The organism is Streptococcus infantis, assembly GCF_047463275.1.
In the GTDB taxonomy this organism is placed as follows: Bacteria; Bacillota; Bacilli; order Lactobacillales; family Streptococcaceae; genus Streptococcus; species Streptococcus infantis_AF.
On record NZ_JASHEE010000004.1, the window covers coordinates 182426 to 205977 of the forward strand.

29 protein-coding genes, 1 tRNA gene and 1 pseudogene are annotated in these 23552 nt (G+C 40.3%); 15 read left to right on the top strand and 16 right to left on the bottom strand.

Translation table 11 applies throughout. From position 1 onward, the window contains the following. Positions 1–65 precede the first annotated feature (65 nt). Positions 66–473, bottom strand: a pseudogene (locus QM923_RS07340) (transposase); the annotation flags it as partial. A 624-nt stretch (positions 474–1097) separates the two neighbouring features. On the opposite strand from QM923_RS07340, the gene QM923_RS07345 reads away from it, so the two are divergent. The 3 genes from QM923_RS07345 to QM923_RS07355 all read left to right on the top strand — a co-directional run bounded on the left by QM923_RS07345 (position 1098) and on the right by QM923_RS07355 (position 4591). After that, a complete protein-coding gene (locus tag QM923_RS07345) occupies positions 1098–2387 on the top strand; it encodes a hypothetical protein (RefSeq protein ID WP_004250748.1) in 1290 nt (429 codons plus the stop codon). Between the two features lie 9 nt (positions 2388–2396). Beyond that, the gene (locus QM923_RS07350) at positions 2397–3485 is read left to right on the top strand and encodes an AI-2E family transporter (protein WP_004250750.1); all 1089 of its coding nucleotides are present in this window, start codon (positions 2397–2399) and stop codon (positions 3483–3485) included. 761 nt (positions 3486–4246) lie between these two features. After that, positions 4247–4591: a lipopolysaccharide assembly protein LapA domain-containing protein gene (locus QM923_RS07355; protein WP_004250751.1), complete on the top strand. Its 345-nt coding sequence runs from the start codon at positions 4247–4249 to the stop codon at positions 4589–4591. Between the two features lie 701 nt (positions 4592–5292). Here QM923_RS07355 and QM923_RS07360 read toward each other — a convergent pair. The 4 genes from QM923_RS07360 to QM923_RS07375 form a co-directional block, all read right to left on the bottom strand. Continuing rightward, positions 5293–5808, bottom strand: a complete 516-nt coding sequence (locus QM923_RS07360; protein ID WP_414291408.1) for a DUF308 domain-containing protein — start codon at positions 5806–5808, stop codon at positions 5293–5295. A gap of 218 nt (positions 5809–6026) precedes the next feature. Then, positions 6027–6443, bottom strand: coding sequence for a helix-turn-helix domain-containing protein (locus QM923_RS07365; RefSeq protein WP_414291454.1), 417 nt, complete (start codon positions 6441–6443; stop codon positions 6027–6029). Between the two features lie 96 nt (positions 6444–6539). Further along, positions 6540–6612: transfer RNA gene (locus tag QM923_RS07370), tRNA-Lys, on the bottom strand. A 262-nt stretch (positions 6613–6874) separates the two neighbouring features. Further along, entirely contained in the window at positions 6875–8146 is a 1272-nt protein-coding gene (locus tag QM923_RS07375; RefSeq protein WP_414291455.1) for a replication-associated recombination protein A, read from the bottom strand. Positions 8147–8261: 115 nt separating this feature from the next. On the opposite strand from QM923_RS07375, the gene QM923_RS07380 reads away from it, so the two are divergent. Genes QM923_RS07380 through QM923_RS07400 form a run of 5 tightly spaced genes read left to right on the top strand, consistent with a single transcriptional unit; the run spans position 8262 to position 11242 of the window. Further along, complete coding sequence (locus tag QM923_RS07380) at positions 8262–8732, top strand: DUF3013 family protein (RefSeq protein WP_075229765.1); 471 nt, start codon at positions 8262–8264, stop codon at positions 8730–8732. A gap of 9 nt (positions 8733–8741) precedes the next feature. After that, the gene (locus tag QM923_RS07385) at positions 8742–9170 is read left to right on the top strand and encodes an NUDIX hydrolase (protein WP_414291409.1); all 429 of its coding nucleotides are present in this window, start codon (positions 8742–8744) and stop codon (positions 9168–9170) included. Beyond that, positions 9167–9568: a hypothetical protein gene (locus QM923_RS07390; RefSeq protein ID WP_036758379.1), complete on the top strand. Its 402-nt coding sequence runs from the start codon at positions 9167–9169 to the stop codon at positions 9566–9568. Before QM923_RS07385 ends, QM923_RS07390 begins: the two co-directional genes overlap by 4 nt. After that, entirely contained in the window at positions 9547–10497 is a 951-nt protein-coding gene (prmA, locus tag QM923_RS07395) for a 50S ribosomal protein L11 methyltransferase (RefSeq protein WP_004250761.1), read from the top strand. The genes QM923_RS07390 and prmA overlap by 22 nt, the downstream gene beginning before the upstream one ends. A gap of 1 nt (position 10498) precedes the next feature. Further along, the gene (locus QM923_RS07400; RefSeq protein WP_414291410.1) at positions 10499–11242 is read left to right on the top strand and encodes a 16S rRNA (uracil(1498)-N(3))-methyltransferase; all 744 of its coding nucleotides are present in this window, start codon (positions 10499–10501) and stop codon (positions 11240–11242) included. Between the two features lie 311 nt (positions 11243–11553). On the opposite strand, the gene QM923_RS07405 is transcribed toward QM923_RS07400, so the two are convergent. Next, positions 11554–12318 (bottom strand): (S)-acetoin forming diacetyl reductase, encoded by a 765-nt coding sequence (locus QM923_RS07405; RefSeq protein ID WP_004250763.1) that lies wholly within the window; start codon positions 12316–12318, stop codon positions 11554–11556. Positions 12319–12588: 270 nt separating this feature from the next. Between QM923_RS07405 and QM923_RS07410 the strand changes: the two genes are divergently transcribed. Further along, positions 12589–13257 carry an MIP/aquaporin family protein gene (locus QM923_RS07410; protein ID WP_004250764.1) on the top strand — a complete coding sequence of 223 codons (669 nt, stop codon included), beginning with the start codon at positions 12589–12591 and terminating at the stop codon, positions 13255–13257. A gap of 221 nt (positions 13258–13478) precedes the next feature. Here QM923_RS07410 and queF read toward each other — a convergent pair whose 3' ends face one another. The 7 genes from queF to QM923_RS07445 all read right to left on the bottom strand — a co-directional run bounded on the left by queF (position 13479) and on the right by QM923_RS07445 (position 17022). Continuing rightward, positions 13479–13970, bottom strand: coding sequence for a preQ(1) synthase (gene queF, locus QM923_RS07415; RefSeq protein ID WP_000082589.1), 492 nt, complete (start codon positions 13968–13970; stop codon positions 13479–13481). Between the two features lie 18 nt (positions 13971–13988). Continuing rightward, a complete protein-coding gene (gene queE, locus QM923_RS07420; RefSeq protein WP_006153171.1) occupies positions 13989–14705 on the bottom strand; it encodes a 7-carboxy-7-deazaguanine synthase QueE in 717 nt (238 codons plus the stop codon). Continuing rightward, positions 14698–15141 carry a 6-carboxytetrahydropterin synthase QueD gene (gene queD, locus QM923_RS07425; RefSeq protein ID WP_000464566.1) on the bottom strand — a complete coding sequence of 148 codons (444 nt, stop codon included), beginning with the start codon at positions 15139–15141 and terminating at the stop codon, positions 14698–14700. The genes queE and queD overlap by 8 nt, the downstream gene beginning before the upstream one ends. Beyond that, positions 15141–15794, bottom strand: coding sequence for a 7-cyano-7-deazaguanine synthase QueC (queC, locus tag QM923_RS07430; protein ID WP_414291411.1), 654 nt, complete (start codon positions 15792–15794; stop codon positions 15141–15143). The genes queD and queC overlap by 1 nt, the downstream gene beginning before the upstream one ends. A gap of 202 nt (positions 15795–15996) precedes the next feature. Then, positions 15997–16311, bottom strand: a complete 315-nt coding sequence (gene trxA / locus QM923_RS07435) for a thioredoxin (RefSeq protein WP_001029581.1) — start codon at positions 16309–16311, stop codon at positions 15997–15999. 14 nt (positions 16312–16325) lie between these two features. Further along, positions 16326–16547 carry a DUF4649 family protein gene (locus tag QM923_RS07440; protein ID WP_004250771.1) on the bottom strand — a complete coding sequence of 74 codons (222 nt, stop codon included), beginning with the start codon at positions 16545–16547 and terminating at the stop codon, positions 16326–16328. 100 nt (positions 16548–16647) lie between these two features. Further along, positions 16648–17022: a MarR family winged helix-turn-helix transcriptional regulator gene (locus tag QM923_RS07445; RefSeq protein WP_414291412.1), complete on the bottom strand. Its 375-nt coding sequence runs from the start codon at positions 17020–17022 to the stop codon at positions 16648–16650. A gap of 180 nt (positions 17023–17202) precedes the next feature. Between QM923_RS07445 and QM923_RS07450 the strand changes: the two genes are divergently transcribed. Both QM923_RS07450 and QM923_RS07455 read left to right on the top strand, forming a co-directional pair. Further along, a complete protein-coding gene (locus QM923_RS07450; RefSeq protein WP_235083450.1) occupies positions 17203–17577 on the top strand; it encodes a CidA/LrgA family protein in 375 nt (124 codons plus the stop codon). Further along, the gene (locus QM923_RS07455; protein WP_414291413.1) at positions 17574–18269 is read left to right on the top strand and encodes an LrgB family protein; all 696 of its coding nucleotides are present in this window, start codon (positions 17574–17576) and stop codon (positions 18267–18269) included. The genes QM923_RS07450 and QM923_RS07455 overlap by 4 nt, the downstream gene beginning before the upstream one ends. A gap of 69 nt (positions 18270–18338) precedes the next feature. On the opposite strand, the gene QM923_RS07460 is transcribed toward QM923_RS07455, so the two are convergent. From QM923_RS07460 to QM923_RS07470, 3 genes are read right to left on the bottom strand one after another with little or no spacing between them, the layout of a single operon-like run. Then, complete coding sequence (locus tag QM923_RS07460) at positions 18339–19070, bottom strand: hypothetical protein (protein WP_414291414.1); 732 nt, start codon at positions 19068–19070, stop codon at positions 18339–18341. A gap of 15 nt (positions 19071–19085) precedes the next feature. Further along, entirely contained in the window at positions 19086–19781 is a 696-nt protein-coding gene (locus QM923_RS07465) for an ABC transporter ATP-binding protein (protein ID WP_006154572.1), read from the bottom strand. 3 nt (positions 19782–19784) lie between these two features. Further along, on the bottom strand, positions 19785–20150 hold the full coding sequence (locus QM923_RS07470) for a GntR family transcriptional regulator (RefSeq protein ID WP_006149409.1): 366 nt from the start codon (positions 20148–20150) through the stop codon (positions 19785–19787). 142 nt (positions 20151–20292) lie between these two features. Here QM923_RS07470 and nrdR point away from each other — a divergent pair, with 142 nt between their 5' ends. Genes nrdR through QM923_RS07490 form a run of 4 tightly spaced genes read left to right on the top strand, consistent with a single transcriptional unit; the run spans position 20293 to position 23543 of the window. Further along, positions 20293–20766: a transcriptional regulator NrdR gene (nrdR, locus tag QM923_RS07475; RefSeq protein WP_004250782.1), complete on the top strand. Its 474-nt coding sequence runs from the start codon at positions 20293–20295 to the stop codon at positions 20764–20766. Further along, entirely contained in the window at positions 20767–21936 is a 1170-nt protein-coding gene (locus QM923_RS07480) for a replication initiation and membrane attachment family protein (protein ID WP_414291415.1), read from the top strand. Further along, positions 21937–22833 carry a primosomal protein DnaI gene (gene dnaI, locus QM923_RS07485; protein ID WP_414278403.1) on the top strand — a complete coding sequence of 299 codons (897 nt, stop codon included), beginning with the start codon at positions 21937–21939 and terminating at the stop codon, positions 22831–22833. It abuts the gene before it with no gap. Continuing rightward, positions 22830–23543, top strand: coding sequence for an NADPH-dependent oxidoreductase (locus QM923_RS07490; RefSeq protein ID WP_414291416.1), 714 nt, complete (start codon positions 22830–22832; stop codon positions 23541–23543). The genes dnaI and QM923_RS07490 overlap by 4 nt, the downstream gene beginning before the upstream one ends. Positions 23544–23552 lie beyond the last annotated feature (9 nt).

The following is a 23552-nucleotide window of genomic DNA, read 5'->3' on the forward strand; positions in this document are numbered from 1 at the left end:
TCTAGTTTATGCCGTTGATTTCTTAAAGTTGAAAGTACTGAAATAAAAAATATTATAGAGAGAATCTAATTGATTCTCTCTTTTTTGATGTTCAAAGTAATGAGAAGTCTAGTTTTGAAGTTGTCAAAGTTGCGGAAGTCAAAAGCATTTCGCTTGATGACTTTGATGATATTATTGATCGCCTCTAGTTTTGCGTTTGAGAAGGGAAGCTCCAGTACGTTCATGATTTTGTCCTTATCTTTCAAAAAGGTCTTAAAAATAGTTTGAAAAATAGGAACTATAGAAGAAATTGTTTCTTCAATAAGATCAAAGAAATGGTCAGCTTGTTTCTCTTGAAAATGAAAGAGTATGAGTTGATAGAAATCATAGTGGTGTCTAAGTTTTTGAGAGTAGGAAAGCAGTTTTTCGAGAATTTCTTTATTTGTCAAGTGTAATCGAAAAGTTGGGTGATAAAATCGTTTATTAATCGTTTTTCAGTGCTAGGACTACACAAAAAAAAGCCTTGTAAATCAAGGCTTTTTCCTGTTGTTTAGATGCCCCCTGCAGGCTCTTTGAAAGAAACTTAGAAAAATCTAAAATGAAATTATTTCAAAATGGGGTAAAAGCAAAATTTCCCTCCCTACTTTCTCAATTATTCCTAATTTTAGTTCCAAAAAGCTTCAATTCATAATCTAATTATAATATGGGTAATGGGTACTATCTTATTACATTCAGATTTTTGTTCTTTTCAAAGCGTTATGAGGACTTGAAACTTCTTTTATGATTTTTAATTAGTAAAATGTTGAACTATAGTGAGTATTGTGTCATAATAGATAGTATATAAATCATTAATAGAATAGAAATAATATTTTCTTACCTTTACAAGTAGTATTGGTTAGACATTTTTTCGTCTCAATTGTACTTATCTCTCAAGTTTAGCTAGTTTTTATAAGCTCTGTTTTCGAATCAATAAAACAAATTTTAGAAGTGCATAAGACAAGATGGTGACATTGCTACAGTCAGTCGCCATGTCTTGCTGGCACAGGCTGTTTGTGCCGTCAGCTATTTACCAGTCAATTTGATCAAAGGGCTTAATTATTATTTTTGAAAGGTCTTTTATGGAAAAAATTCTTTCTTTAGGTCTGACAGGTAAGAAATTACTTGTTCAGGGTTTCTTGTTTGTTCTGCTAGGTCTTATCTTGATGGTCACGGGAACTTGGTTGCCAGTGACGGTTATTCGACTGGTTCTGTTTTTAGCTTGGATAGCAACGGTCTTAGATTTAGTATTACGTATTTTCAAAAAAAGTCAGTCAACGGACACCTTGGGAGTTGCACTGGTTAAATTGTTAGTGATGGGATATTTGCTAGGCTCGAATCTTGCTACTGATGTGCCAATTTATATTTTGGCTCTTGTGATTGGAATTTCTCAGATTTTTCATGCTAGTATCAACCTTGTCACCTATGTTCTCTACCGCAAAAACAAAATTCGACCTCGTTTTCGTTTCTTACTAGATGGTCTCGTACTAGTTTTTCTTGGTGGGACTAGTCTTTTGTCCTCTACAGGAAATTCTGTCTTTCAACTCTTTGTATTAGGGGCTTATTTTTTCCTTTATGGTGTGTCCAATATCCGTGATGGTTTCTTGTTTGAGGAGGAAATTGGGAAAAACCATCTCAAACGTCGTGTCAGAATGAGCTTACCTATTGCCCTAGCCGCTCTCATCCCTGCAAGTACTTTAGCAAAAATCAATAAATTCATGCAGGAAAATGCTGATGAGGAAGAGGAAATCTATCTTGGAATGGTGAAGTTTGGTAAGACAGCAGATCTTGAAATTTTCGTTCATACAGCGGAGACTTCTCTATTTTCAGCTATTGGTCATGTGGACCTTTGTTATCAAGGACGTGTGATTTCTTATGGAAACTATGATCCGTCATCTGAGACCTTATTTGGTATGGTTGGAGATGGTGTTTTATATTTTTGCGACCGTGATAAGTACATTGACTTATGTAAACGGGAGAGTCAAAAAACGCTATTTGGTTACGGAATAGATTTGACACCGGAAATGGAAGAAGCGGTTCAGGAAAAATTAGCTGAATTAAAACAACTAACGATTCCTTGGGAGCCAAGCGCAGATAAAATTAAAACGGAAGATGGTAAGGAAGACTACACCTACGCTTATAAAATCAGACATGAGACGGATGGGGAACTTTATAAATTTATCAAATCTAAGTTTAAATCCTACTTTGTCTTATCTACAAACTGTGTGCTCTTGGCTGATACCATAGTCGGTCAGGCTGGCACCGATATCCTCTCACCCAAAGGATTTATCGCTCCAGGAACTTACCAAGCCTACCTTAATCGAGAGTTTGAAAAACCAAATAGTATAGTCGTATCTAAACATGTTTATTAAGGAGAATTTATGAACTTAGTAAAAAAATACACCCCGTTAATACTTTTTATAGGGCTGGTTGCTCTTGTAATTCTGAATGCATCGAGCTTTATATCAGGAGCAATCTCTCTCTTTGATGTAATATCAACCTTGATTTATGGTGCTGTTATTGCTTTTGTGCTCAATGTTCCCATGAAAAAAATTGAACAGTACTTAGTTAAATTGAAGGTAAAGGCAGAGTTGCGTCGTCCGATTGCCATGGTACTTGTTTTCCTAGCTCTTATCTTAATCGTGATTGCTCTTTTGGTTTTGGTGCTGCCAACCCTAGCCCAGACTATTAGTCAGCTGGGAACAGTCCTTTCAACAGTCCTTACTCAACTTGGGAAATTGCTAGGCAGCTCGGAATTTGTAACCAAAGACATGTTGTCAACTATCGTATCAGGAATTCAGGGACAGTCTAGCTCTATTAGCCAAGCTTTGATAGGTTTTTTATCAGGTCTGACTAGTAATATCGGCAATATTTTTTCAAGTTTGATGAATGCCTTTTTGATTATAGTCTTCACCTTTTTATTTTTATCCAGTAAGGAACATTTGGCAGCGATGACGAGTCGACTTCTAAAAGTTTTTCTTCCAGAGAAGGTGGTGATAAAGTTGACTTACATTGGACAAGTAGCACTAGAGACTTATGACCAATTTTTGATGAGTCAGCTGATTGAAGCAGTTATCATAGGAGTTATGATAGCGGTTGGTTACAGCGTGTTTGGGATACCCTATGGAGTAATGACAGGTATCTTTGCAGGAGTGCTATCGTTCATTCCTTATGTAGGGCCTATGATTGCTTGTGTTGTGGGAGCGATTTTTATCTTCACAGTGAGTCCTACTCAAGCCTTACTTTCTCTTCTTCTATATCAAGTTATACAGCTGATTGAAGGAAACCTTATTTATCCTAGAGTTGTAGGTCAGTCTATTGGTTTGCCAGCCCTTTTCACGCTTGCGGCTGCTAGTATTGGAGGCAATCTCTTTGGCTTACTTGGGATGATATTCTTTACACCCATATTTGCTGTTATCTATCGATTGGTTAAAGAATTTGTCGTTGCAAAGGAAAATCAGGTAGATTGAGAAAGACTGAATTTAATAAGATATACTAAGAAGAGAGTGAAAGATTCTCTTCTCTTTTATTTCTAAATGACTTGCTCTTGTTCTGTTGCGAAAATTTATGAATTCATAATAGCCCATTTTAATCTCTATGCGGATTGGCCATGTAATATGGGCACAAATTAGTATAGTTTAGTTAATTATAGACTAGCTCTGTACTGTAAAAAACAGTTGGTCTTATCAAATATTGCTAGCAATTGATTGAGAATAAATGATAAGTTTGATAAGGTTGGAAAACCTTTATAATGATTTGCTACAAAAAGTTATTTGACATCAAAAAAGTCTTGGTTTCAAGGCTTATTCCTGTTGATTTAGATGCCCCCTACATGAATTTGTAAGAACTTTTCATATTGAAAATAAACAAAAATGTTGAAATATAGCTGATTTTAGGGAAATACTTTTAGGTATTTTCAATGTCAGGATTTAAAAATGGGGCAAAAGTGGGGCAAAAATAACGAATGACTCATATAGGTTTCCTATTTGGTTTGAAAACCTATAATACCTAATGATTATGCTATACTAGATATATAGTGTTGTTATAAATAAATGTCAGTGCGAGATCAAATCGGGATACTGTCAATAATTATGTGTAAATACTCAAGTAGAGTTACGGAGTGTTAATCAAATAATTATTGACAGTATCGAATTTTTCTGGTAGAATGGCTTCGGTTAATGTCTAAATGTTGTGTAGTTTTCTATCAACATAGTCAGGAGGAAAGGAACTTATGCTAAAAAAATTTAATGAATTGTCACTGAAAGATAAGGCTTATCTAATTGGCGGTTTGATCTTATTAGTCATTGTGATCTGCTTTGGTCTGCTCAATCGTCAAACAGTAACTGTCAGTCTTGTCTTTACACAACTATCTGCTTCCTTGATTTTGGTGATTTTTACTTGTCTAGTAATCGGAATCATTGCTGGTAGTGTTATTGGTATTAGCTATCACCATAGCAAGACTCAAGATCTGAGAAGCCGCATTGCTGAAGCAGAAGCGACTATCAATATAAAAGACAAGGAGCTTGTCCAGTACGAGGAACAGGTGCAACAATTAAAACAGGAAGCCAAACAATAAGTGTAGAAATCAAAAAGTTCCAGAGTCAGGTGAGACTTTGGAACTTTTTTGGGATAAGAGTGTCCCGTCTTAACAGAGCAGGTGTTTATTAGCAAGGATGAAGTCGATAAACCGTTGGCTGGCTAAGGGAAGAATACTCCTATCTGTAAAAGCAATAGAAAAAGGTCGGCAAATAGGTGGTTTGGTACTGCGTTGGACAATATTATAATTGACTTTCCGACTCAGAAAGATGCAAAAGATTTTCAGTTATTTTTCATTACACAAGTTAATGAAAAATAAACATATGTGGCTTTCGTGTTAGATAAAGACCTTATTTTAATTTATTCTAACTATTCTCAGGATAACGACATGAATTTGTAAGAACTTTTCATATTGAAAATAAACAAAAATGTTGAAATATAGCTGATTTTAGGGAAATACTTTTAGGTATTTTCAATGTCAGGATTTAAAAATGGGGCAAAAGTGGGGCAAAAACGAATGACTCGTATTTTGTTTGAAAACCTATAATACCTAATGATTATGCTATTCTAGATATATAGTTTTGTTATAAATAAATGTCAGTGCGAGTTCAAATTGGAGAATAAAATGGAAAAACAAATTTCTACGTAGAATGGAATGCGAAAAAGTGATAATTAAAGAGACGAAAAAGCTGAGAATATGATTTCCCAGCTTTTTTGAATGCGATAGAAATAGCAACTAGACTATCTACGAAAGACATCAATAATGTAGGTGAAGCCAGTAACTAAAAATGAAAAGGCAATGACATAAACGACAAAGACACCTGTAGCCACTGGATTGAACAGAATCACTAGACCTAGTAAAAATTCAAGCAAGGCTACCCACATGATATTGCTACCAATAATAGGGAAAATCAATCCTAGACGATTGCCTTTAAAGAAAGCAATAATGGCTTCTACAATTAACCAAATTCCTACAATGGTCGGAATGACGACCGGCAGGGTCACAAAGCCATAAGCAACGAGGTAAAGAGCTAAGAGAAGACTAACAAATCCTTGGAAAAGATAAACAGGTGAGCGAAGCTCTTTTGGTGCAGAGAAATAGCCTAAAATAGCTGCTATAGAAGAAACCAGTAAACCAAATGAAATCCACCAGCTGTAAGCAACAAGATTAGCTACTGGGTTTGTAAATAGGAAAAGTCCTAAAAGGACAAAAACAACTCCTGCAAGGAATAGCAGTAAACGATTAGAAAATTTCATTTCAATACCCCCTATATAGTATAGTTTTCTAATAAAACTATTGTACTTATTTTTATAGAAAATGTCAATAAAATAAATAAACAATTTGGAAGTTTCAGTCTGACTTACAAAAAGAAAAGGAGTTTTCACTCCTTTTCACAGATTGAAGACAAAGTCCTTATAAAAGTGTCTTCTAAAGATTTTAACTTCAATCTGAAGCGAGGTTATCCTCGCTTTTTCTATTTATCAAACAATTCCTTATTTTCAATTAAGAGTTCTAGTGGAGATTTATCCCTTGCTTCAATAAAACCAGGTTCATATTGGTTATGAAGTGTTCTTTTCTGAGAAGTTGGATCAATATACAACTCTTTTCCATCTTCTGTGTATAGTTGGTTGCCTCTTGTTAGGTAAAGTAAATCCTCTAAGTACTGTCCATCAGTATGTAGGAAATGCTCGATGTATTTAACAGCTTTTAAGATTTCACTTACTTTATCAGAGTATTCATTAGATTCAAGAACACTCTTTTCTAACTCAATCTCTTTACTCGTTCCAAAGAGTTGGGTTGGAGTTGCATTAAAATATTCCGCTATCTTATCCAAATTTGCAAAGGTAGGATAGCTTTTTTGTTTTTCATAATCAGAGATGTCTGGAAAGATTGCTCATAAAAAAAATGTGGGGCAAATGATGGGGCAAATCAGTTATAGACAAGCAAAAAAGCCTTATAAATAAAGGCTTTTTCCTGTTGATTTAGATGCCCCCTACAGGGCTCGAACCTGTGACCCATAGATTAAGAGTCTACTGCTCTACCAACTGAGCTAAGGAGGCAAATAAAAAGCTGTATTGGTGCCGAAACTTCACGGTTTGTATTGAACCCGCGCAATTAAGCAGGTGGGCAACTCGCTCTAACTGAAGCTGTTTCCGTGTGAGACGGCCTACATGCTGTTAGAAGACTTTTGTTTCCCTAATAATACAAAAAATAGTCGGTCAACACTTAAATGTGAAGTCGTACACCACAGCGTTTCTATGATTATATGATACCACTTTTTCAAAAAAAATCAAGGGAAAATTAAAAATTTTGAAAAGGATTTCATAAGTTTCGTAATTTATCAATGGTTTCCTTGCGTTGAGCCAGGGCACGTTCGTATTTTCCACTATCTTCTGGTGAGAAGTAGCTATGGTTGCGGATTTTTTCTGGCAAGTACTCTTGTTTGACCCAGTGACCTGGGTAGTTGTGTGGATAGAGGTAGTTTTGGGCATTGCCTAGTTCCTTGCTACCGCTATAGTGACCATCTCGCAGGTGACGTGGGATTGGTAGGTGACCGGATGTTTTAAGGTCAGCTAGGGCCTTATCCATAGCCACATAGGCTGAGTTGGACTTGGGTGAAAGTGCCAGATCAATGACGACATTGGCAATGAGGATGCGGGCTTCGGGGAATCCGATCCTTTGGGCAGCATCTAAGGCAGTTACGGTATGAATCTGGGCTTCAGGATTGGCCAAACCGATATCTTCATAAGCAATCACAGTCAAACGACGAGCTAGGCTAGGAAGGTCACCAGCCTCTATCAAGCGAGCAGCATAGTGGAGACTAGCGTCCACATCTGAACCGCGAATAGACTTTTGAAGGGCAGAAAGGACATCATAGTGTCCGTCTCCATCCTTGTCCATAGTAATGTAACTCCGTTGCAGACTATTTTCCATGATGTCAAGCGTGATATGACGTATACCTTTGTCAGTAGCTGGAGTGGAGAGAACTGCCAAGTCCAGCGAGTTAAAGGCAGAACGGAGATCTCCGTTGGTCGATGTTGCTATAAAATCAAGGGCATCCTCATCTAATTCAACAGGGAAATCAAAACCACGTTCAGGATCTGTCAGGGCTATTTGAATGGCCTCTTTAACATCTTGGTTAGACAAGGGTTCCAACTCAAAAATCTGAACACGACTGCGGATGGCTGGAGTGACAGAAAAGAAAGGATTTTCAGTTGTCGCCCCGATCATGATGACCAGTCCACTTTCTAGGAGAGGCAAGAGGAAGTCTTGCTTGGTCTTGTCAAGACGATGAATCTCGTCTAGTAGCAGTACAAGGCCACCTGAGAATTTAGCTTCTTCAGCAATTTCTTGGAGACGTTTTTTACTATCAACAGTTGCATTGAAGGTTCGAAAGGCATATTTGGTCGTTCCAGCGATGGCCGAAGCGATACTGGTTTTTCCGATACCCGGAGGCCCATAGAGAATCATGGAAGACAGGCGGTTAGCCTCTACCATGCGGCGGATGATTTTTCCTGGGCCTACCAGATGCTCTTGACCGATGACCTGGTCGATGGTTTTGGGGCGCATACGAAGCGCGAGATTGTCTGGCATAGCAGTCCTTTCTAACATGGATTTTCTGATACGAATGTGGTAATATGGTAGTATCTATTTTAGCATATTTCCGAGTATTCGGGGCGATTTAAGAGTCGTATAGAAAGAGGACAACATGGCAACATACGGATTTTTAGATGTTTTACAAGAAGAGTTGGACAAGAACTTTCCTTTTGACTATGAGATTAGCTGGGACAAACGCAATCATGCAGTTGAAGTGAGTTTTCTGCTAGAGGCGCAAAATCCTGCAGGAGTGGAGATGCTAGATGAGGATGGAGAGGTGTCATCAGACGATATCCTCTTTGAAGAAGCGGTGCTTTTTTATAACCCTGCCAAGTCAACAGTTAATGCAGAAGAGTATCTCACAGTCATCCCTTATCTGCCGAAGAAAGGTTTTTCTCGTGAATTTTTAGCTTATTTTGCACTATTCCTCAAAGATACTGCAGAGGTTGGACTAGATGCCCTCATGGACTTTTTGGAAGACCCAGAAGCAGAAGAATTCGTCATGGAATGGAACCAAGAAGTCTTTGAAGAAGGGAAAGTCGGTTTGGAAGAAGGAGAGTTTTACCCTTATCCGAGATATTAGGAGTCTAGCATGGAGCTAGAGATTTCTGATTTCACAGGCTGCAAGATTGCCTTACTTTGTGGAGATAGTGTCCTAACTATTCTGCGTGATGACAAGCCCAGCATTCCTTGGCCCAATATGTGGGAGTTGCCAGGTGGAGGTCGTGAAGGGGACGAAACTCCTTTTGAGTGCGTAGCGCGTGAAGTTTTTGAAGAGTTAGGGATTCATCTAACTGAAGATAACCTGCTTGGGAGTAAGGTCTACCCAAGTATGCTTTTTGAGAGGAAGCAGTCGGTCTTTATGGTTAGTCAGTTAAGTCAAGAACAATTTGACAGTATCGTCTTTGGAGATGAAGGCCAGGGCTATAAATTGATGAGCATTGAGGAATTTTTGACATCCAGTCAAGTAGTTCCGCAGTTGCAGGGTAGATTGAGGGATTATTTGGAGGAAGTGAAATGATTTTTGCGATTGCAACAACCACGTTAAACAAGGAAGTTAAACGCAAACTAAAAACTGGACAATACTCTAGGGAAGAAGCTACATTCATTTACATGGAATATTTAAAGTTAAAGAAGCAGAGAGAAAGTGGTACGAAAGTAGCTGGGATCTCTATGGCTGTTATTTGGGGATTAATGCTTGTTTTACCCTTACTGAGTGGTGAAGGTCTCGTACTGCCCCTTTCAGTACATTTTTTATTACTGCTACTGCTTGCAGGAATTGTTCTATTTGTTTATTATCTTATGTTTGGTATTTTTAAACAGCAGATTCATAGCGCAATGAAAGAACACTATACAGATGTGATTGAAGAATTTAAGAAGAATAAGGAAAATACAAAATGGAAACATGGCAAGAGTTAAAAGTAACGGTTAAGCGTGAGGGAGAGGAATTAGTTTCCAATCTCTTGATCGAGTTAGGCGCCCAAGGGGTAGCGATCGAAGACAGCATGGACTATGTGGGAAATGTCGACCGTTTCGGTGAGATTTTCCCTGAGGTCGAGCAGCAAGAAGAAATCGTGGTGACTGCCTACTACCCTGACACAGTTGATGTAGCAGCGGTGGAAGCGGACTTGCAAACTCGTCTTGCAGAATTGACCGACTTTATGGATCTGGGTGAGGTTAAGATTGGCACGACTGCCTTGGCTGAGGAAGACTGGGCAGATAATTGGAAGAAATACTATGAACCAGCTCGTATCACCCATGATTTGACTATCGTTCCGTCTTGGACAGACTATGAGGCGACAGCTGGAGAAAAGATTATCAAGCTAGATCCAGGGATGGCCTTTGGGACAGGAACGCATCCGACGACCAAGATGAGTCTCTTTGCCTTGGAGCAGGTTCTTCGCGGTGGAGAAACAGTCCTGGATGTAGGGACAGGTTCAGGCGTCCTTTCTATTGCTAGCTCGCTTCTGGGTGCCAAAGAAATCTTCGCCTATGACTTGGACGATGTAGCGGTTCGTGTCGCTCAGGAAAATATTGAACTCAATCCTGGCATGGAAAATATCCATGTAGCCCCAGGTGATTTGCTCAAGGGCGTGGAGATTGAAGCTGACGTCATCGTGGCCAACATTTTGGCGGATATCCTTATTCATCTGACAGAGGATGCTTATCGCTTGGTCAAGGACGAAGGCTATCTCATCATGAGCGGGATTATCAAGGACAAGTGGGACATGGTGCGTGAGTCAGCTGAGTCAGCTGGATTTTTCCTTGAAACTCACATGATTCAAGGAGAATGGAATGCCTGTGTCTTCAAGAAAACCAAGGATATTTCAGGTGTGATTGGAGGCTAGCATGCAGCAATATTTTGTAAAAGGCAGTGCAATCTCTCCTGTCACTATCGAGGACAAGGAAACCAGCAAGCATATGTTTCAGGTCATGCGCCTGACAGAAGATGATGAGGTGACCTTAGTCTTTGATGATGGCATCAAGCGTTTGGCGCGCGTGGTCAATGTAGAAGCCCGTCAGTTGGAGCTGATTGAGGAATTAGCAGACAATGTAGAACTGCCAGTTCAAGTGACCATCGCATCGGGCTTTCCCAAAGGAGACAAGCTGGAGTTCATCACTCAGAAAGTAACAGAACTTGGTGCTAGTCAAATCTGGGCCTTCCCGGCTGACTGGTCAGTCGCCAAATGGGACGGTAAGAAATTGGGTAAAAAGGTCGAAAAACTAGAAAAAATCGCCCTTGGAGCGGCCGAGCAAAGCAAGCGGAATCATGTCCCTAGCATTACCCTTTTTGAAAAAAAAGCAGACTTTCTAGCCCAGTTCGACCAGTTTGATCGTATCGTGGTGGCCTATGAAGAGTCGGCTAAAGAAGGCGAAAGCGCTGCTCTTGTACAAGCTGTGAGTGGTCTTGAAAAAGGAGCTAAACTGCTCTTTATCTTTGGTCCAGAAGGTGGCCTTTCACCTGCGGAAATCGAAAGTTTTACAGCCAAGGGAGCGGTCCTTGCAGGACTTGGTCCTCGCATCCTACGAGCCGAAACAGCGCCACTTTATGCCTTATCTGCCATAAGTGTTTTGCTTGAATTGGAAAAATAAGAGACTATGAAAAAATCACCTAGAAAAGGTGTTTTTTTATGCTCTTGAAATGGCGCGTGAAAGAGTCAATAAACGTATCCATGGCGGCAATGGAAACTTTGATTTTTTGATGATTTCGCAGAAAAAATGGATATCCAAACTGTTCCTAATCTTGTGTTCTATTAAAAAAGGGCAAATCACACTATTTAGAGCAGGAGAGTATTTCTTGTCTTGAAGAAAGATTGTTTTCACTAACAAAAAAATGACTCTGGAAATTGAAATCGTAGAGATGATAAAAGAGGTTGGATTATTTTCCAACCTCATTTTTTATCTTAATGGAATTGCATACCACCATCGACGATAATGGTTTGACCTGTAATGTAGTTTGAATCTGGTCCAGCAAGGAAGCTAACCGCTGCAGCGACATCTTCTGGCTCAGATAGGCGTTTCAATGTAATATCTTTTGCGAATGTTTGCATACCCCATTCGTCGTCTTTTCCTGCATTTTTCCCAACTTCGTGAGCGATATCATACATCATTGGTGTTTTAACGATACCTGGAGCATAAGCGTTAACAGTGATGCCTGAGTCAGCTAAATCACGCGCCAATGTTTGAGTAATACCACGAACAGCGAATTTTGTACCACCATAAACAGTCAAGTTTGGATTTCCAACAACACCTGCTTGAGAAGTAGCGTTGATGATTTTACCACCGTGACCAAGTGCTTTGAATTGAGCTTGAGCAGCTTGTGCGCCCCAGATTACCCCACCGACGTTAATAGCAAAGGTACGATTGAACTGTTCTTCTGTAATCGTATCTAGAGGTGTAGTCGGAGCGACACCAGCGTTGTTTACCACAACGTTCAAGTCTCCGAAATGGTCTACAACTTTTTGGAAAGCTGCAGCAACCTCCGCTTGTTTAGACACATCTGCTACAACAGCTAAAGCATTCTCTGCTGACAACTCAGCAACTGCTTTTTCAGCTGTTTCAGCATTGTAGTCTAATACTCCAACCTTAAAACCATCTTGGACCAAGCGTTTTGCGATTGCAAAACCGATTCCTTGACCTGCACCTGTAACAATAGCTACTTTAGACATATGATTCCTCCTTTGGTATCCGTGATACCATTTAAACGTTCATAAAAGAACAGCAAAGGGTTATAAGTGAGTTGTGATAGACTCTAAAAGAAGTCCTATCGCTTTTTAGTATACAACTTTGTGAAATTTTTGTCAAACAAAGACTGTTTTTTAGAAAAATAAAACTATCGTGTAAAAGGGGAAAGCGCACGATATTTTCCAAGCACTTTTCTTGAAACCCTTTCCTTCTTCTGATAGACTAATACATAGTTTGAAAAAAGGAGACTTAACATGAAAAAATTTGTTGCTGAATTGATCGGTACTTTTATGCTTGTGTTCATCGGAACAGGAGCTGTTGTTTTTGGAAATGGTGTTGAAGGTCTTGGACACCTTGGAATTGCTCTTGCCTTTGGTTTGGCAATCGTAGTTGCAGCTTTCTCAATCGGAACTGTTTCAGGTGCTCACTTGAACCCAGCTGTTTCTATCGCTATGTTTGTTAACAAACGTTTGTCATCTTCAGAACTTGTAAACTACATCCTTGGTCAAGTAGTCGGTGCTTTCCTTGCATCAGGATCTGTGTTCTTCCTCTTGGCAAATTCAGGTATGTCAACTGCAAGTCTTGGTGAAAATGCCTTGGCAAACGGTGTAACTGTCTTTGGTGGTTTCTTGTTTGAAACAATCGCAACATTCTTGTTTGTTTTGGTGATCATGACTGTAACTTCAGCAAGCAAAGGAAATGGCGCAATCGCTGGTTTGGTGATCGGTTTGTCATTGACAGCTTTGATTCTAGCTGGCTTGAACATCACTGGACTTTCAGTAAACCCAGCTCGTAGCTTGGCTCCTGCTGTATTGGTAGGTGGCGCAGCTCTTCAACAAGTTTGGATTTTCATCCTTGCACCAATCGTTGGTGGAGTTCTTGCAGCCCTTGTTGCTAAAAACTTCCTTGGAACTGAAGAATAATTCAACTAGATTGAAAAAAACCTACTCTCCATCTTGGAGGGTAGGTTTTTTTCGTATTATACTCTTCGAAAATCTCTTCAAACCACCTCAGCTTCCATCTGCAACCTCAAAACAGTGTTTTGAGCTGACTTCGTCAGTCTTATCCACAACCTCAAAGCAGTGATTTGAGCAGCCTGCGGCTAGTTTCCTAGTTTGCTTTTTGATTTTCATTGAGTATGAGTTTAGCGGTTGTCAATTTTCTCTGGATAGAGGTCATGTTGGAAGAGGCGTTGTTCTGCCAATCCTTCATACTTGGTTCCAGGTCTACCGTAGTTGTAGTAGGGGTCGATTGAAATGCCACCGCGAGGTGTAAATTTTCCCCAGACTTCTAAATAGCGAGGGTCTAGCAAGTTGACCAAGTCTTTCCCGATAGTGTTGATACAGTTTTCATGAAAATCTCCATGGTTTCGGTAGCTAAAGAGGTAGAGTTTGAGGGATTTTGACTCGACACAGAGCTTGTCAGGAATGTAGGAAATATAAATAGTTGCAAAGTCTGGCTGAGCAGTGATAGGACAAAGTGAGGTAAATTCAGGGCAGTTGAACTTGATGAAATAGTCATTTTCCACATGACGATTGTCAAAGGATTCGAGGACTTCGGGTTGATATTCGAAAATGTAGTTGGTTTCTTTGTTGCCGAGGAGGCTGAGGTTTTTCATTTCTTCTTGTTGTGACATGATTTTTTCTTTCTAATCTTAAACACCACGTTGGTTGTCGTAGAGGAGGGTATGGAGTTGAGGAAGGACGCGGACATTGCCCCAGCTATCGTCGGCAGCGACACGTTCCCAGAGTTCTTTGAGGCGGTCCAGTTGGTCTTGGACAATATTGCCTGTAGCCTTGGGCTCAGGATTTCCCGCTGATAAGAAGATGACATCTGGTTGGTAGCGTTCTTGAATACTTTTGGCAAAGGCTAGATCTGCATCATCAAAGACAGGGATTTTAAAGGTGACTTTGTCTGGGTCTAGTTGGGAAACGATAAAGTCCAAGGTCTCAAAGTTGACTTCCATCTTGGAGGAAGGAGGCTTAGGACTCAGAGTGACTTGGTCGATATCTTTTAACCAATTTTGCCAGCGAGATCCCTGGGTTTCAACGGCAAGAGTGACACCACGTTTCTTGAGTTTGGTGACCAATTCTGCCATGTTGGCTGCTAGGATAGCAGGATTTCCCCCAGATAGGGTGACATAGTCGTAGCTTCCTAGTTTATCTAATTCAGCGATTACTTCATCAGCTGTCATGCGAGTTGGTTTTTCAGAACCATCCCAAGTAAAGGCGGAGTCGCACCAGTCGCAGTGGTAGTCGCAACCAGCAGTGCGGACAAACATGGTTTTCTGGCCAATAGCTCGACCTTCACCTTGAAAGGTAGGCCCAAAAATTTCTAGAACTGGTAGTTTGAGGACACGTTCCTTAGTCATCTAACCACTCCCGTCTAAACTCTGCAAAGGCAGTCGGAGTTTCATAGAGGCGAACATATTCCAAACGGAGACCGCGCTCGTCTGGCAACTCTTGGCTCATGGTTTGGAAAATCCAGTAAACCATATTTTCAGCAGTCGTATTCATGTAGGGCAGGGTTTCATTGAGATAGCGATGATCCAAGTGGGGCTCTAAGTAGTCCTTGTAGATAGCTTTGATGTCTCCGAAATCGTAGGTCATACCTCTATCATCTAAAAATCCACTGACAGCGATTTGCAGATGATAGGTGTGACCGTGTAGGGATTTGCATTTTCCTTCATAGTGAAAGAGGTGGTGGGCAGCATCGAAGGTAAATTCTTTTGAGACTAAGGTTCTGTGAGGATTGTAGACAAGAGATTCCCCAGTTTCTTGTTTGATTTCTTTGGGGGCAAAAAACATCAGGCCTCTCCTTTCTGAGAGAGATAAACCTCTAAACCATGTTGGCGTAGATGGCAGGCAGGACAATCTCCGCAACCAGTACCGATAATCCCATTGTAGCAGGTCAAGGTCTTCTCACGAACGTAGTCAAAGGCACCGAGTTGGTCAGCTAATTCCCAAGTTTCAGCCTTGTCTAGCCACATGAGAGGCGTTTGAATCACAAAGTCGTAATCCATAGCAAGGTTGAGCGTGACATTGAGTGATTTGACAAAGACATCCCGACAGTCAGGATAGCCTGAGAAGTCTGTTTCGCACACCCCTGTCACGATATCCGTAATTCCACGCTGTTTGGCAAGGACTGCCGCAAAGGACAGAAAGAGATGATTGCGACCGTCAACGAAGGTATTAGGAACCTCTCCTTCTTTTTGCTCAATTTCTAAATCTGAAGTCAAGGCATTTTCAGTAATTTGTCCTAGCAGAGACATATCTAGGATATGATGACGAATTCCTTGTTCATCAGCGATTTCTTTGGCCACTTGAATTTCTAAATGGTGGCGTTGGCCGTAGGCAAAGGTAACGGCTTCGACCTTTTCATAGTGTTGCTTGGCCCAGAAAAGGCAGGTTGTTGAATCTTGACCGCCACTAAAGACGACCAAGGCTGATTGACGTTTCATAGTACTCCTTCCAAAATGGGAAATGTTCAGAGCACGCAAAAAGCTCCCCAGAGGGAGCTAAAAAATACCAAGTAAAGGTTTTTTTTAGCGATGGCATGTCCCAAACATCGTAATATTCTAGTTACAGTCTAGCATATTTTTTTAAAAATGGCAAAGGGCAAGAAAAAAGAGACCAAATGAATGCACTTGGTCTCTCTTTTGATTAGCTTAATTCAGCAACGATGGCTTTGATTTGTTCTGCAGTGTGGACACCAGCCACTTGTTTAACAACTTGTCCATCTTTCTTGAAGAGAAGAGTAGGGATAGACATGATACCAAATGCACGAGCTGTGTTTGGATTTTCATCAACGTCCATTTTAACGATCTTCAAGACATCTTCTGAAAGTTCTTCAGACAATTTGTCCAAGATTGGACCTTGCATACGACATGGACCACACCAAGTAGCCCAGAAGTCTACCAAGACCAATCCGTCTTTAGTTTCTTGTTCGAATGTTGCATCTGTAATTGCTTTTGCCATAGTATTTCTCCTTTTTAATTATATTGGCTTAAATCTTGTTTCATGAGATAGAAGAAAACATCTCCATAAGTCCCATGGTAGTCCAAATCATGTCCCTTGTAGGTTACTTTTTGGACAGGGTAGTAGTCTGCGACACCAATCAGGCAGGCATGTTGAGAACGTTCAAATTCTTCGTATGACTCGAAGGTCATGGTTCTCTCTTGCTTGCTGGCATCAAGATAAGTGATTTCAATCATAGGGTTCTCCTTTGCTAAATCATATCTTCATTTTACTCCTTGGAAAAAGGAATGTCAAGAAAATTGCTTGCGCACGCAAGTTTTTTGTAAAAAATTAAAATTACCAGTCTGTATTTGTAGACAGGCTTTCTTCTACAGCTTTTTGTAGATAGGCAAGAGTTGTCTGACCCTCCTTAGTGAGGCAGATAAAACTAGCTCGCTTATCCTGGTCACAACATCTCCGACTAAGTAAAGCACAGTTTTTGGCTTCTAGGCGTGCCACCATTCGTGATACGGCACTTGGACTCAGATGGAGTTTGTTAGGCAGGTCAATCTGTCTCAAAGACTTTTCTTGAGCCTGATTTAAAAAGTGCAAGAGATAGAATTCTTTGAGCGTTAGGCTTTGGTCACTCTGCTCAGCAATCGTTTGCTCTAAAAGAGCTTCTAGCTCTACTTGTCGGCGGTTGAAGTCAAACCATTTTTCTAAGTAAGTCATATCAATCTCCTTTCTATATGGTAATTATAAACAGATTTGCCTATCTGAGATGCTTGCGCACGCAATTAGTATACAACTTTTTAGATGAGATAGCAAGAAGGAGGTTTCTTGTGTATTTCCTTGAAATTTTCTGAAAAAAGAGTAAACTGGTATGCAGAAAGTCTATTTGTGGAGTATACGATGAAGTTATATGTTCAGTTAATGATTCTCTTTGTCATTTCGTTGATTGGTGAGGGAATTTCCGTTCTTTTTCATTTACCTATCCCTGGAAGCATTATTGGTTTGATTATTTTATTTTTGGCCTTGCAGTTTAAGTGGTTGCGGGTACGTCATGTCAACATGGTTGGGAATTTTCTCCTAGCTAATATGACCATTCTCTTTCTACCTCCTGCAGTTGGGATTATGGAGAAATTTGATGTGATTGCTCCCTATTTATTGCCCATTGTCTTGATTGTCTTTTTTGCGGCAGTCATTAATATCATCTTGATTGCGTTGGTTGTTCAATTTATCAAAAAGCGTTATGAAGGTGATTACGAAGAAAGAGGTGCCAAATGAGCGAATTTGTATCCAATCCACTTTTTGGGATAGCCTTGTCAATCCTAGCTTATCTCGGAGGGATGATTATCTTTAGACGCTACCCTCATCCTCTGACGACTCCCTTACTGCTAGCAACCTTGTTTATCATAGCATTTCTGAAAGTGACGGGTATTTCTTACGCTGCCTATTATCAAGGTGGGGTTTATCTGAATAACCTGATTGTTCCTTCGACAGTAGCACTCGGGATTCCTCTTTATAAGAGTTTTCACCTCATGAAACATCATGTTAGAAGTATTCTACTCAGTAGTTTCCTTGCTGTTGTTGTAAATACAGTTTTTACAGCTTTAGTTGCAAAATTTTTCGGTATGGATTTCTTCTTGGCGATTTCGCTTTTCCCAAAGTCTGTAACGACGGCAATGGCGGTTGGGATTACGGATAAACTTCAAGGGATTACGACAATTACCTTGGTCGTAGTAGTGGCGACTGGTATTTTGACCAGTGTTATCGGACCAACACTTTTGAAATGGCTAAAAATTGATGACCCAGTAGCTGTTGGTCTTGCTCTTGGAGGAACTGGTCACGCAGTCGGAACGGGGACAGCCTTTCGCTATGGACCAGTTGCAGGTGCTATGGGAGGACTAGCCATCGGTGTCACCGGTATTCTCTATGTATTTGTAAGTCCCATCGTAGCAGGTTTGATATTGAGTTGAGAAATAAGAATGTTATATTTCTTTGTGTAAAAAGAAGCCCCTAGCTTTATTTGCTAGGGGCTTCATTCATTATTGTAAGTTTACTTTGTTCTTTAAAATATAGTAGGTTCCGAGATAGAAGCCGACGCTAAGGATTAAGTCTTTGAAAATTTCAAAGGATAATACCCAATTGTAGTCGAAATCGATGCGAAGATTGAGAGTGACAAAGCCAAGAACAACTTGGATGGCGATGTAGGCGACGACCGCAAGAGCTGTACGGTATTCATTAAAGAGTTGACCGATAGAGATAGACAAGTAGATACAAAGAATACCTGCAAGAGTGTTAAAAATATAGGAAATCAAGGCTAACCAGAAATCATCTGTATAATTTTTTAGCATATACTCGGCAAAGTTGGATATGAAGGCGTCTGGTTGAATCATAGCAATGATAATGTAAAGACTCAAAAGAAAGACTACTGTACTTGATAAAGACCAGACAAAAGCTCCAAGGAGTTTAGAGGAGAGAATCTGGTGCTCAGATACTGGCAGGGTGAGGGTTAAATAGCCACGACGATCATAAACGCTTCCTTTAAATCGTTGAATAATCAAAATCAAGGTTGAGATGCCCAAAGTAATAACCAGACCCCCAAAAACCAGAGATAGAAAGACTAACATGACAACGCCCTTGTCTTGATAATAGGTGCTTGAGAGGGTGCTGCCCTGAATTCCTATGATGACAGAGAGGGAGAGTACAGCAGCATAGAGGGCTAAAAACCATTTGTTGACATTTTTAAATTCATAACGAACTAAATTCCAAAACATAAGAATCTCCTTTAACTAGGCTTTGAATTCGTGACGGAAGAGCTGGTCGATAGACTCTCCTGATTCGTAGCGAATATCATCCACATTTCCTTGACGGACGACTTTTCCGTCCTTGAGGAAGACAATCTCATCCAAGATTGGTTCGATGTCTGAAATCAAGTGAGTTGAAATCAAGACAGTCGAAGTTGGAGAGTAGTTGTTGATGATGGTGTTCAAGATATAGTCACGAGCTGCAGGATCGACACCACCGATTGGTTCATCAAGGACGTATAGACGAGCATCACGACTCATGACAAGGATCAACTGAACTTTTTCTTTATTCCCTTTTGAGAGTTTCTTGAAACGGCTATTCTCGTCGATACCAAGGTCACGAAGAAGACCTTGAGCACGTTCCAGATTGAAATCTTTATAGAAGGTCTTGAAAAAGGTAAGAGCTTCTTTGACCTTCATCTGTTCGTTGAGATAGGTCGTATCAGGTAGATAAGAAACGATAGCCTTAGTTGCTGGGCTTGGTTCCATGCCATTGATGAGGATACGCCCTTGCTCTGGTTGGAGTAAACCGTTGATTAGTTTAATCAGGGTTGTTTTTCCGGAACCGTTTGGGCCAAGGAGACCCACAATCTTTCCTGCCGGGATTTCAAGGGAAACATTTTGAAGAGCAGGGCTTGCTCCATAGAATTTTGAAACATTTTCAAATGTTAACAAGGTCATAGTCTAAACTCCTTCGATATAATCTCTCAAAACAGTTGGTAGTTCTTCTTTTTCATAGCCAAATTCTACCATACCTGTTACAAACTGCTGCAGTTGTTCTTCAGATAGTTGCTTCCGGGATTGGAGGATTAGGTCCAAATCCTCGGTGACAAAACGCCCTGCAGTCCGCTTGGTGTATACGAAGCCTTCTCTTTCTAGGTCTGATAGGGCACGTTGGATGGTATTAGGATTGACGCCAGCCTCGCTAGCCAGTTCTCTGACAGTTGGCAGTTGTTGGTTGGGTTCTAGTTTATGAGAAACGATTTGCAGTTTGATCTTATCCATTATCTGCAAATAAATAGGTTTGTTGTTATCAAATGTCCAGGACATCACGGTCTCCTTTCAACAATTTCTTTTTGTGTCACTTAAATAATACAACTAAACAAAAAACTTGTCAAGCTAAAAGGAGAATTATTTTGGGAATTGCTTAAAAAATGATATAATGAAAAGAAAACGACAAGGAGGGGAAGGCATGCGTTGTCCAAAATGTGGCGCTACTAAATCAAGTGTTATCGATAGCCGTCAAGCTGAAGAAGGAAATACGATTAGAAGAAGACGTGAGTGTGAAGAATGTCAGCATCGTTTTACGACCTATGAACGTGTAGAAGAGAGAACGCTGGTTGTGGTCAAGAAGGATGGCACACGGGAGCAGTTCTCCAGAGATAAAATCTTTAACGGGATTATTCGTTCGGCTCAAAAACGTCCGGTGTCTAGTGATGAGATTGGCATGGTGGTCAATCGTATTGAACAAAAACTCCTCAGTCGCAATGATAATGAAATTCAAAGTGAGGATATTGGTTCACTGGTCATGGAAGAATTGGCTGAACTGGATGAAATCACTTACGTTCGTTTCGCCAGCGTCTATCGTAGCTTTAAAGACGTGAGTGAGCTTGAAAATCTTCTTAAACAAATTACGCAATCTTCAAAGAAGAAAAAGGAAAAATAAATGAAGCCTAATGATCGTTTTTCTTTTCTAAAGAATAATCGGGTGTCGCAAGATCCCACAACTTTGGTGCAGTGCTACCTCCCGATTATAGGTCAGGATGCGCTCAGTCTGTACCTTTATACCTTAGCTTTTTGGGATGGTGGACAAAAAGAACACCTGTTTGCAGCCATCCTCAATCATCTCAATTTTGGGATGGACAGGCTTTTAAAGGCTTTTAAAATCTTATCAGCCTTCAATTTGGTTACCCTCTATCAAAAGGGTGACGGCTATGAACTTGCTATTCATCCAACGCTTTCTAGCTCAGATTTCTTGCGTCATACGGTTTATCGCACCTTATTGGAGAAAAAAATCGGTGAGCCAGAAGTTTCTGATCTGCGCCAAGAGCAGGCAAGTGGAGAGCCTTTGACTGTTCCTTTGAGTCAGGCCTTTCCAGAGATAGAAGACTTGGCTAGTCATGATGAGACACCAGTAACAGCTGATTTTAAAAATGATTTTGATTTGGAGCATTTTCGTCAGCTCATGGCGAGAGATAATCTCCGTTTCCAAGATGAACAGTCAGATGTTTTAGAGTTATTTAAAATTGCTGATGAGAAAAAATGGACCTGGTTTGAAACCTATCAATTGGCCAAATCAACAGCTGTTTCGCAAGTTATTTCTGTCAAGCGCATACGTGAAAAATTAGCGCAAGAGTCTGTTTCATCGGACTTTAGTCCCCAAGAAGCAACCATTATCCGAGAAGCTAAAAGTAAAACTGCCTTGCAATTTTTAGCGGGGATCAAACAAACCCGAAATGCTGGAATTATCCAAGCTGAACGCGATTTGCTAAAACAGATGGCAGACTTGGGCTTGCTTGATGAAGTTATTAATGTTGTTATACTTTTGACCTTCAACAAGGTTGATTCGGCCAATCTCAACGAAAAATATGCCATGAAAGTGGCTAATGATTACTCTTATAACAAGATTCGTTCTGCTGAGGAAGCTGTACTTCGAATCAGAGAGAAAAATCAAAAGGGGCAAGAACAAAAATCAGCCAAGCCAAGCCAAGCCAAAAGCAATGTTCCAAAATGGAGTAATCCAGAATATAAAAATGAAACCAGCGAAGAAACTCGCTTGGAGTTAGAACGTAAGAAAAAAGAAATGTTAGATCGATTAGGAAAAGGAGGAGACTAGATGGAAAGTGTAGGAGATGTGCTTAAAGATCATCCCAGCCGTTTTCAATACCAGGACCTGGTCCAGCAGATTGTAAAAGATCCTGATGTTGCGGCTTTTATCCAGAAGGAATCTCTCAGTCAAGAGGAATTGAATCGTAGTATCTCTAAGTTTAATCAATACATCACCGAGCGAGATAAGTTTCTTCGCGGAGATACTGACTATATCGCGCGTGGCTATAAGCCAATTCTAGTTATGAATCATGGTTACGCAGATGTATCCTATGAGGAAACTCCGGAACTGATTGCGGCTGAAAAAGAAGCGGCTATCAAGAACCGTCTAAGACTGATTAATCTTCCAGCTAGTCTTAAAAAAGCTAGTTTGGCTCAAGTTGATTTGGATGATTTGGGACGTATGCCAGTTTTTGAAAAACTCTTTACCTTTGTTGAGCAATATCCAGAAGTCCGTAAAGGTCTCTATCTCTATGGAGACTTTGGAGTTGGAAAGAGCTTTATGGTGGCTGCCCTAGCCCATGATTTGTCAGAAAAACGTGGTGTTTCATCAACCCTTCTTCACTATCCTAGCTTTGTCATTGATGTCAAAAATGCTATCGGTGATGGGAATGTTAAGAATTTGGTGGATGAAATCAAGCAAGCTGAAGTCTTGATTTTGGATGATATTGGCGCCGAGCAATCAACACCTTGGGTTCGTGATGAAGTCTTGCAAGTCATTCTCCAGTATCGTATGCAGGAAGATTTGCCAACCTTCTTTACCTCAAATTTCAATTTTGAAGATTTGGAAAAACATTTTGCTAAAGGCAAGAACGGAAACGATGAAACATGGGAAGCTAGACGTGTTATGGAGCGTATCCGTTATTTAGCAGAAGAAACACGACTAGAAGGAGAAAATCGCCGATGACAGAAACGATTAAATTAATGCAAAGCCACTCATCAGTGCGCAGATTTAAGGAGCAAGAGATTCCTCAAGAGGACTTGAATGAGATTTTGAAGGCTGCCCAAATGGCTTCAACTTGGAAAAATTTCCAATCTTATTCAGTGATTTTAGTAAGAAGTCAAGAGAAGAAAGATGCTCTGTATGAACTAGTTCCTCAGGAAGCTATTCGTCAATCAGCAGCATTCTTGCTCTTTGTTGGTGATCTAAACCGTGCAGAAAAAGGAGCTCGTCTCCATACAGATACTTTCCAACCACAAGGTGTGGAAGGTCTCTTGATTACATCTGTGGATGCTGCACTTGCTGGGCAAAATACCTTGCTTGCGGCAGAGAGTCTAGGTTACGGTGGGGTAATTATTGGATTGGTGCGTTACAAATCTGCTGAGTTAGCAGAATTGTTCAAGCTTCCTGACTATACTTATCCTGTTTTTGGGATTGCACTGGGTGTGCCCAACCAAAAACATGATGTAAAACCAAGATTGCCACTAGAGAATGTTGTTTTTGAGGAAGAATACCAAGAACAAACAACTGAGGTTATTAAAGCCTATGACCGTGTGCAGACCGAATATGCAGGAGCTCGTGCGACGACCACTTGGAGTCAACGTCTTGCAGAGCAATTTGGTCAGCCTGAACCAAGCTCAACTAGAGAAAATCTTGAACAAAAGAACTTATTATAGAAAGTGAGA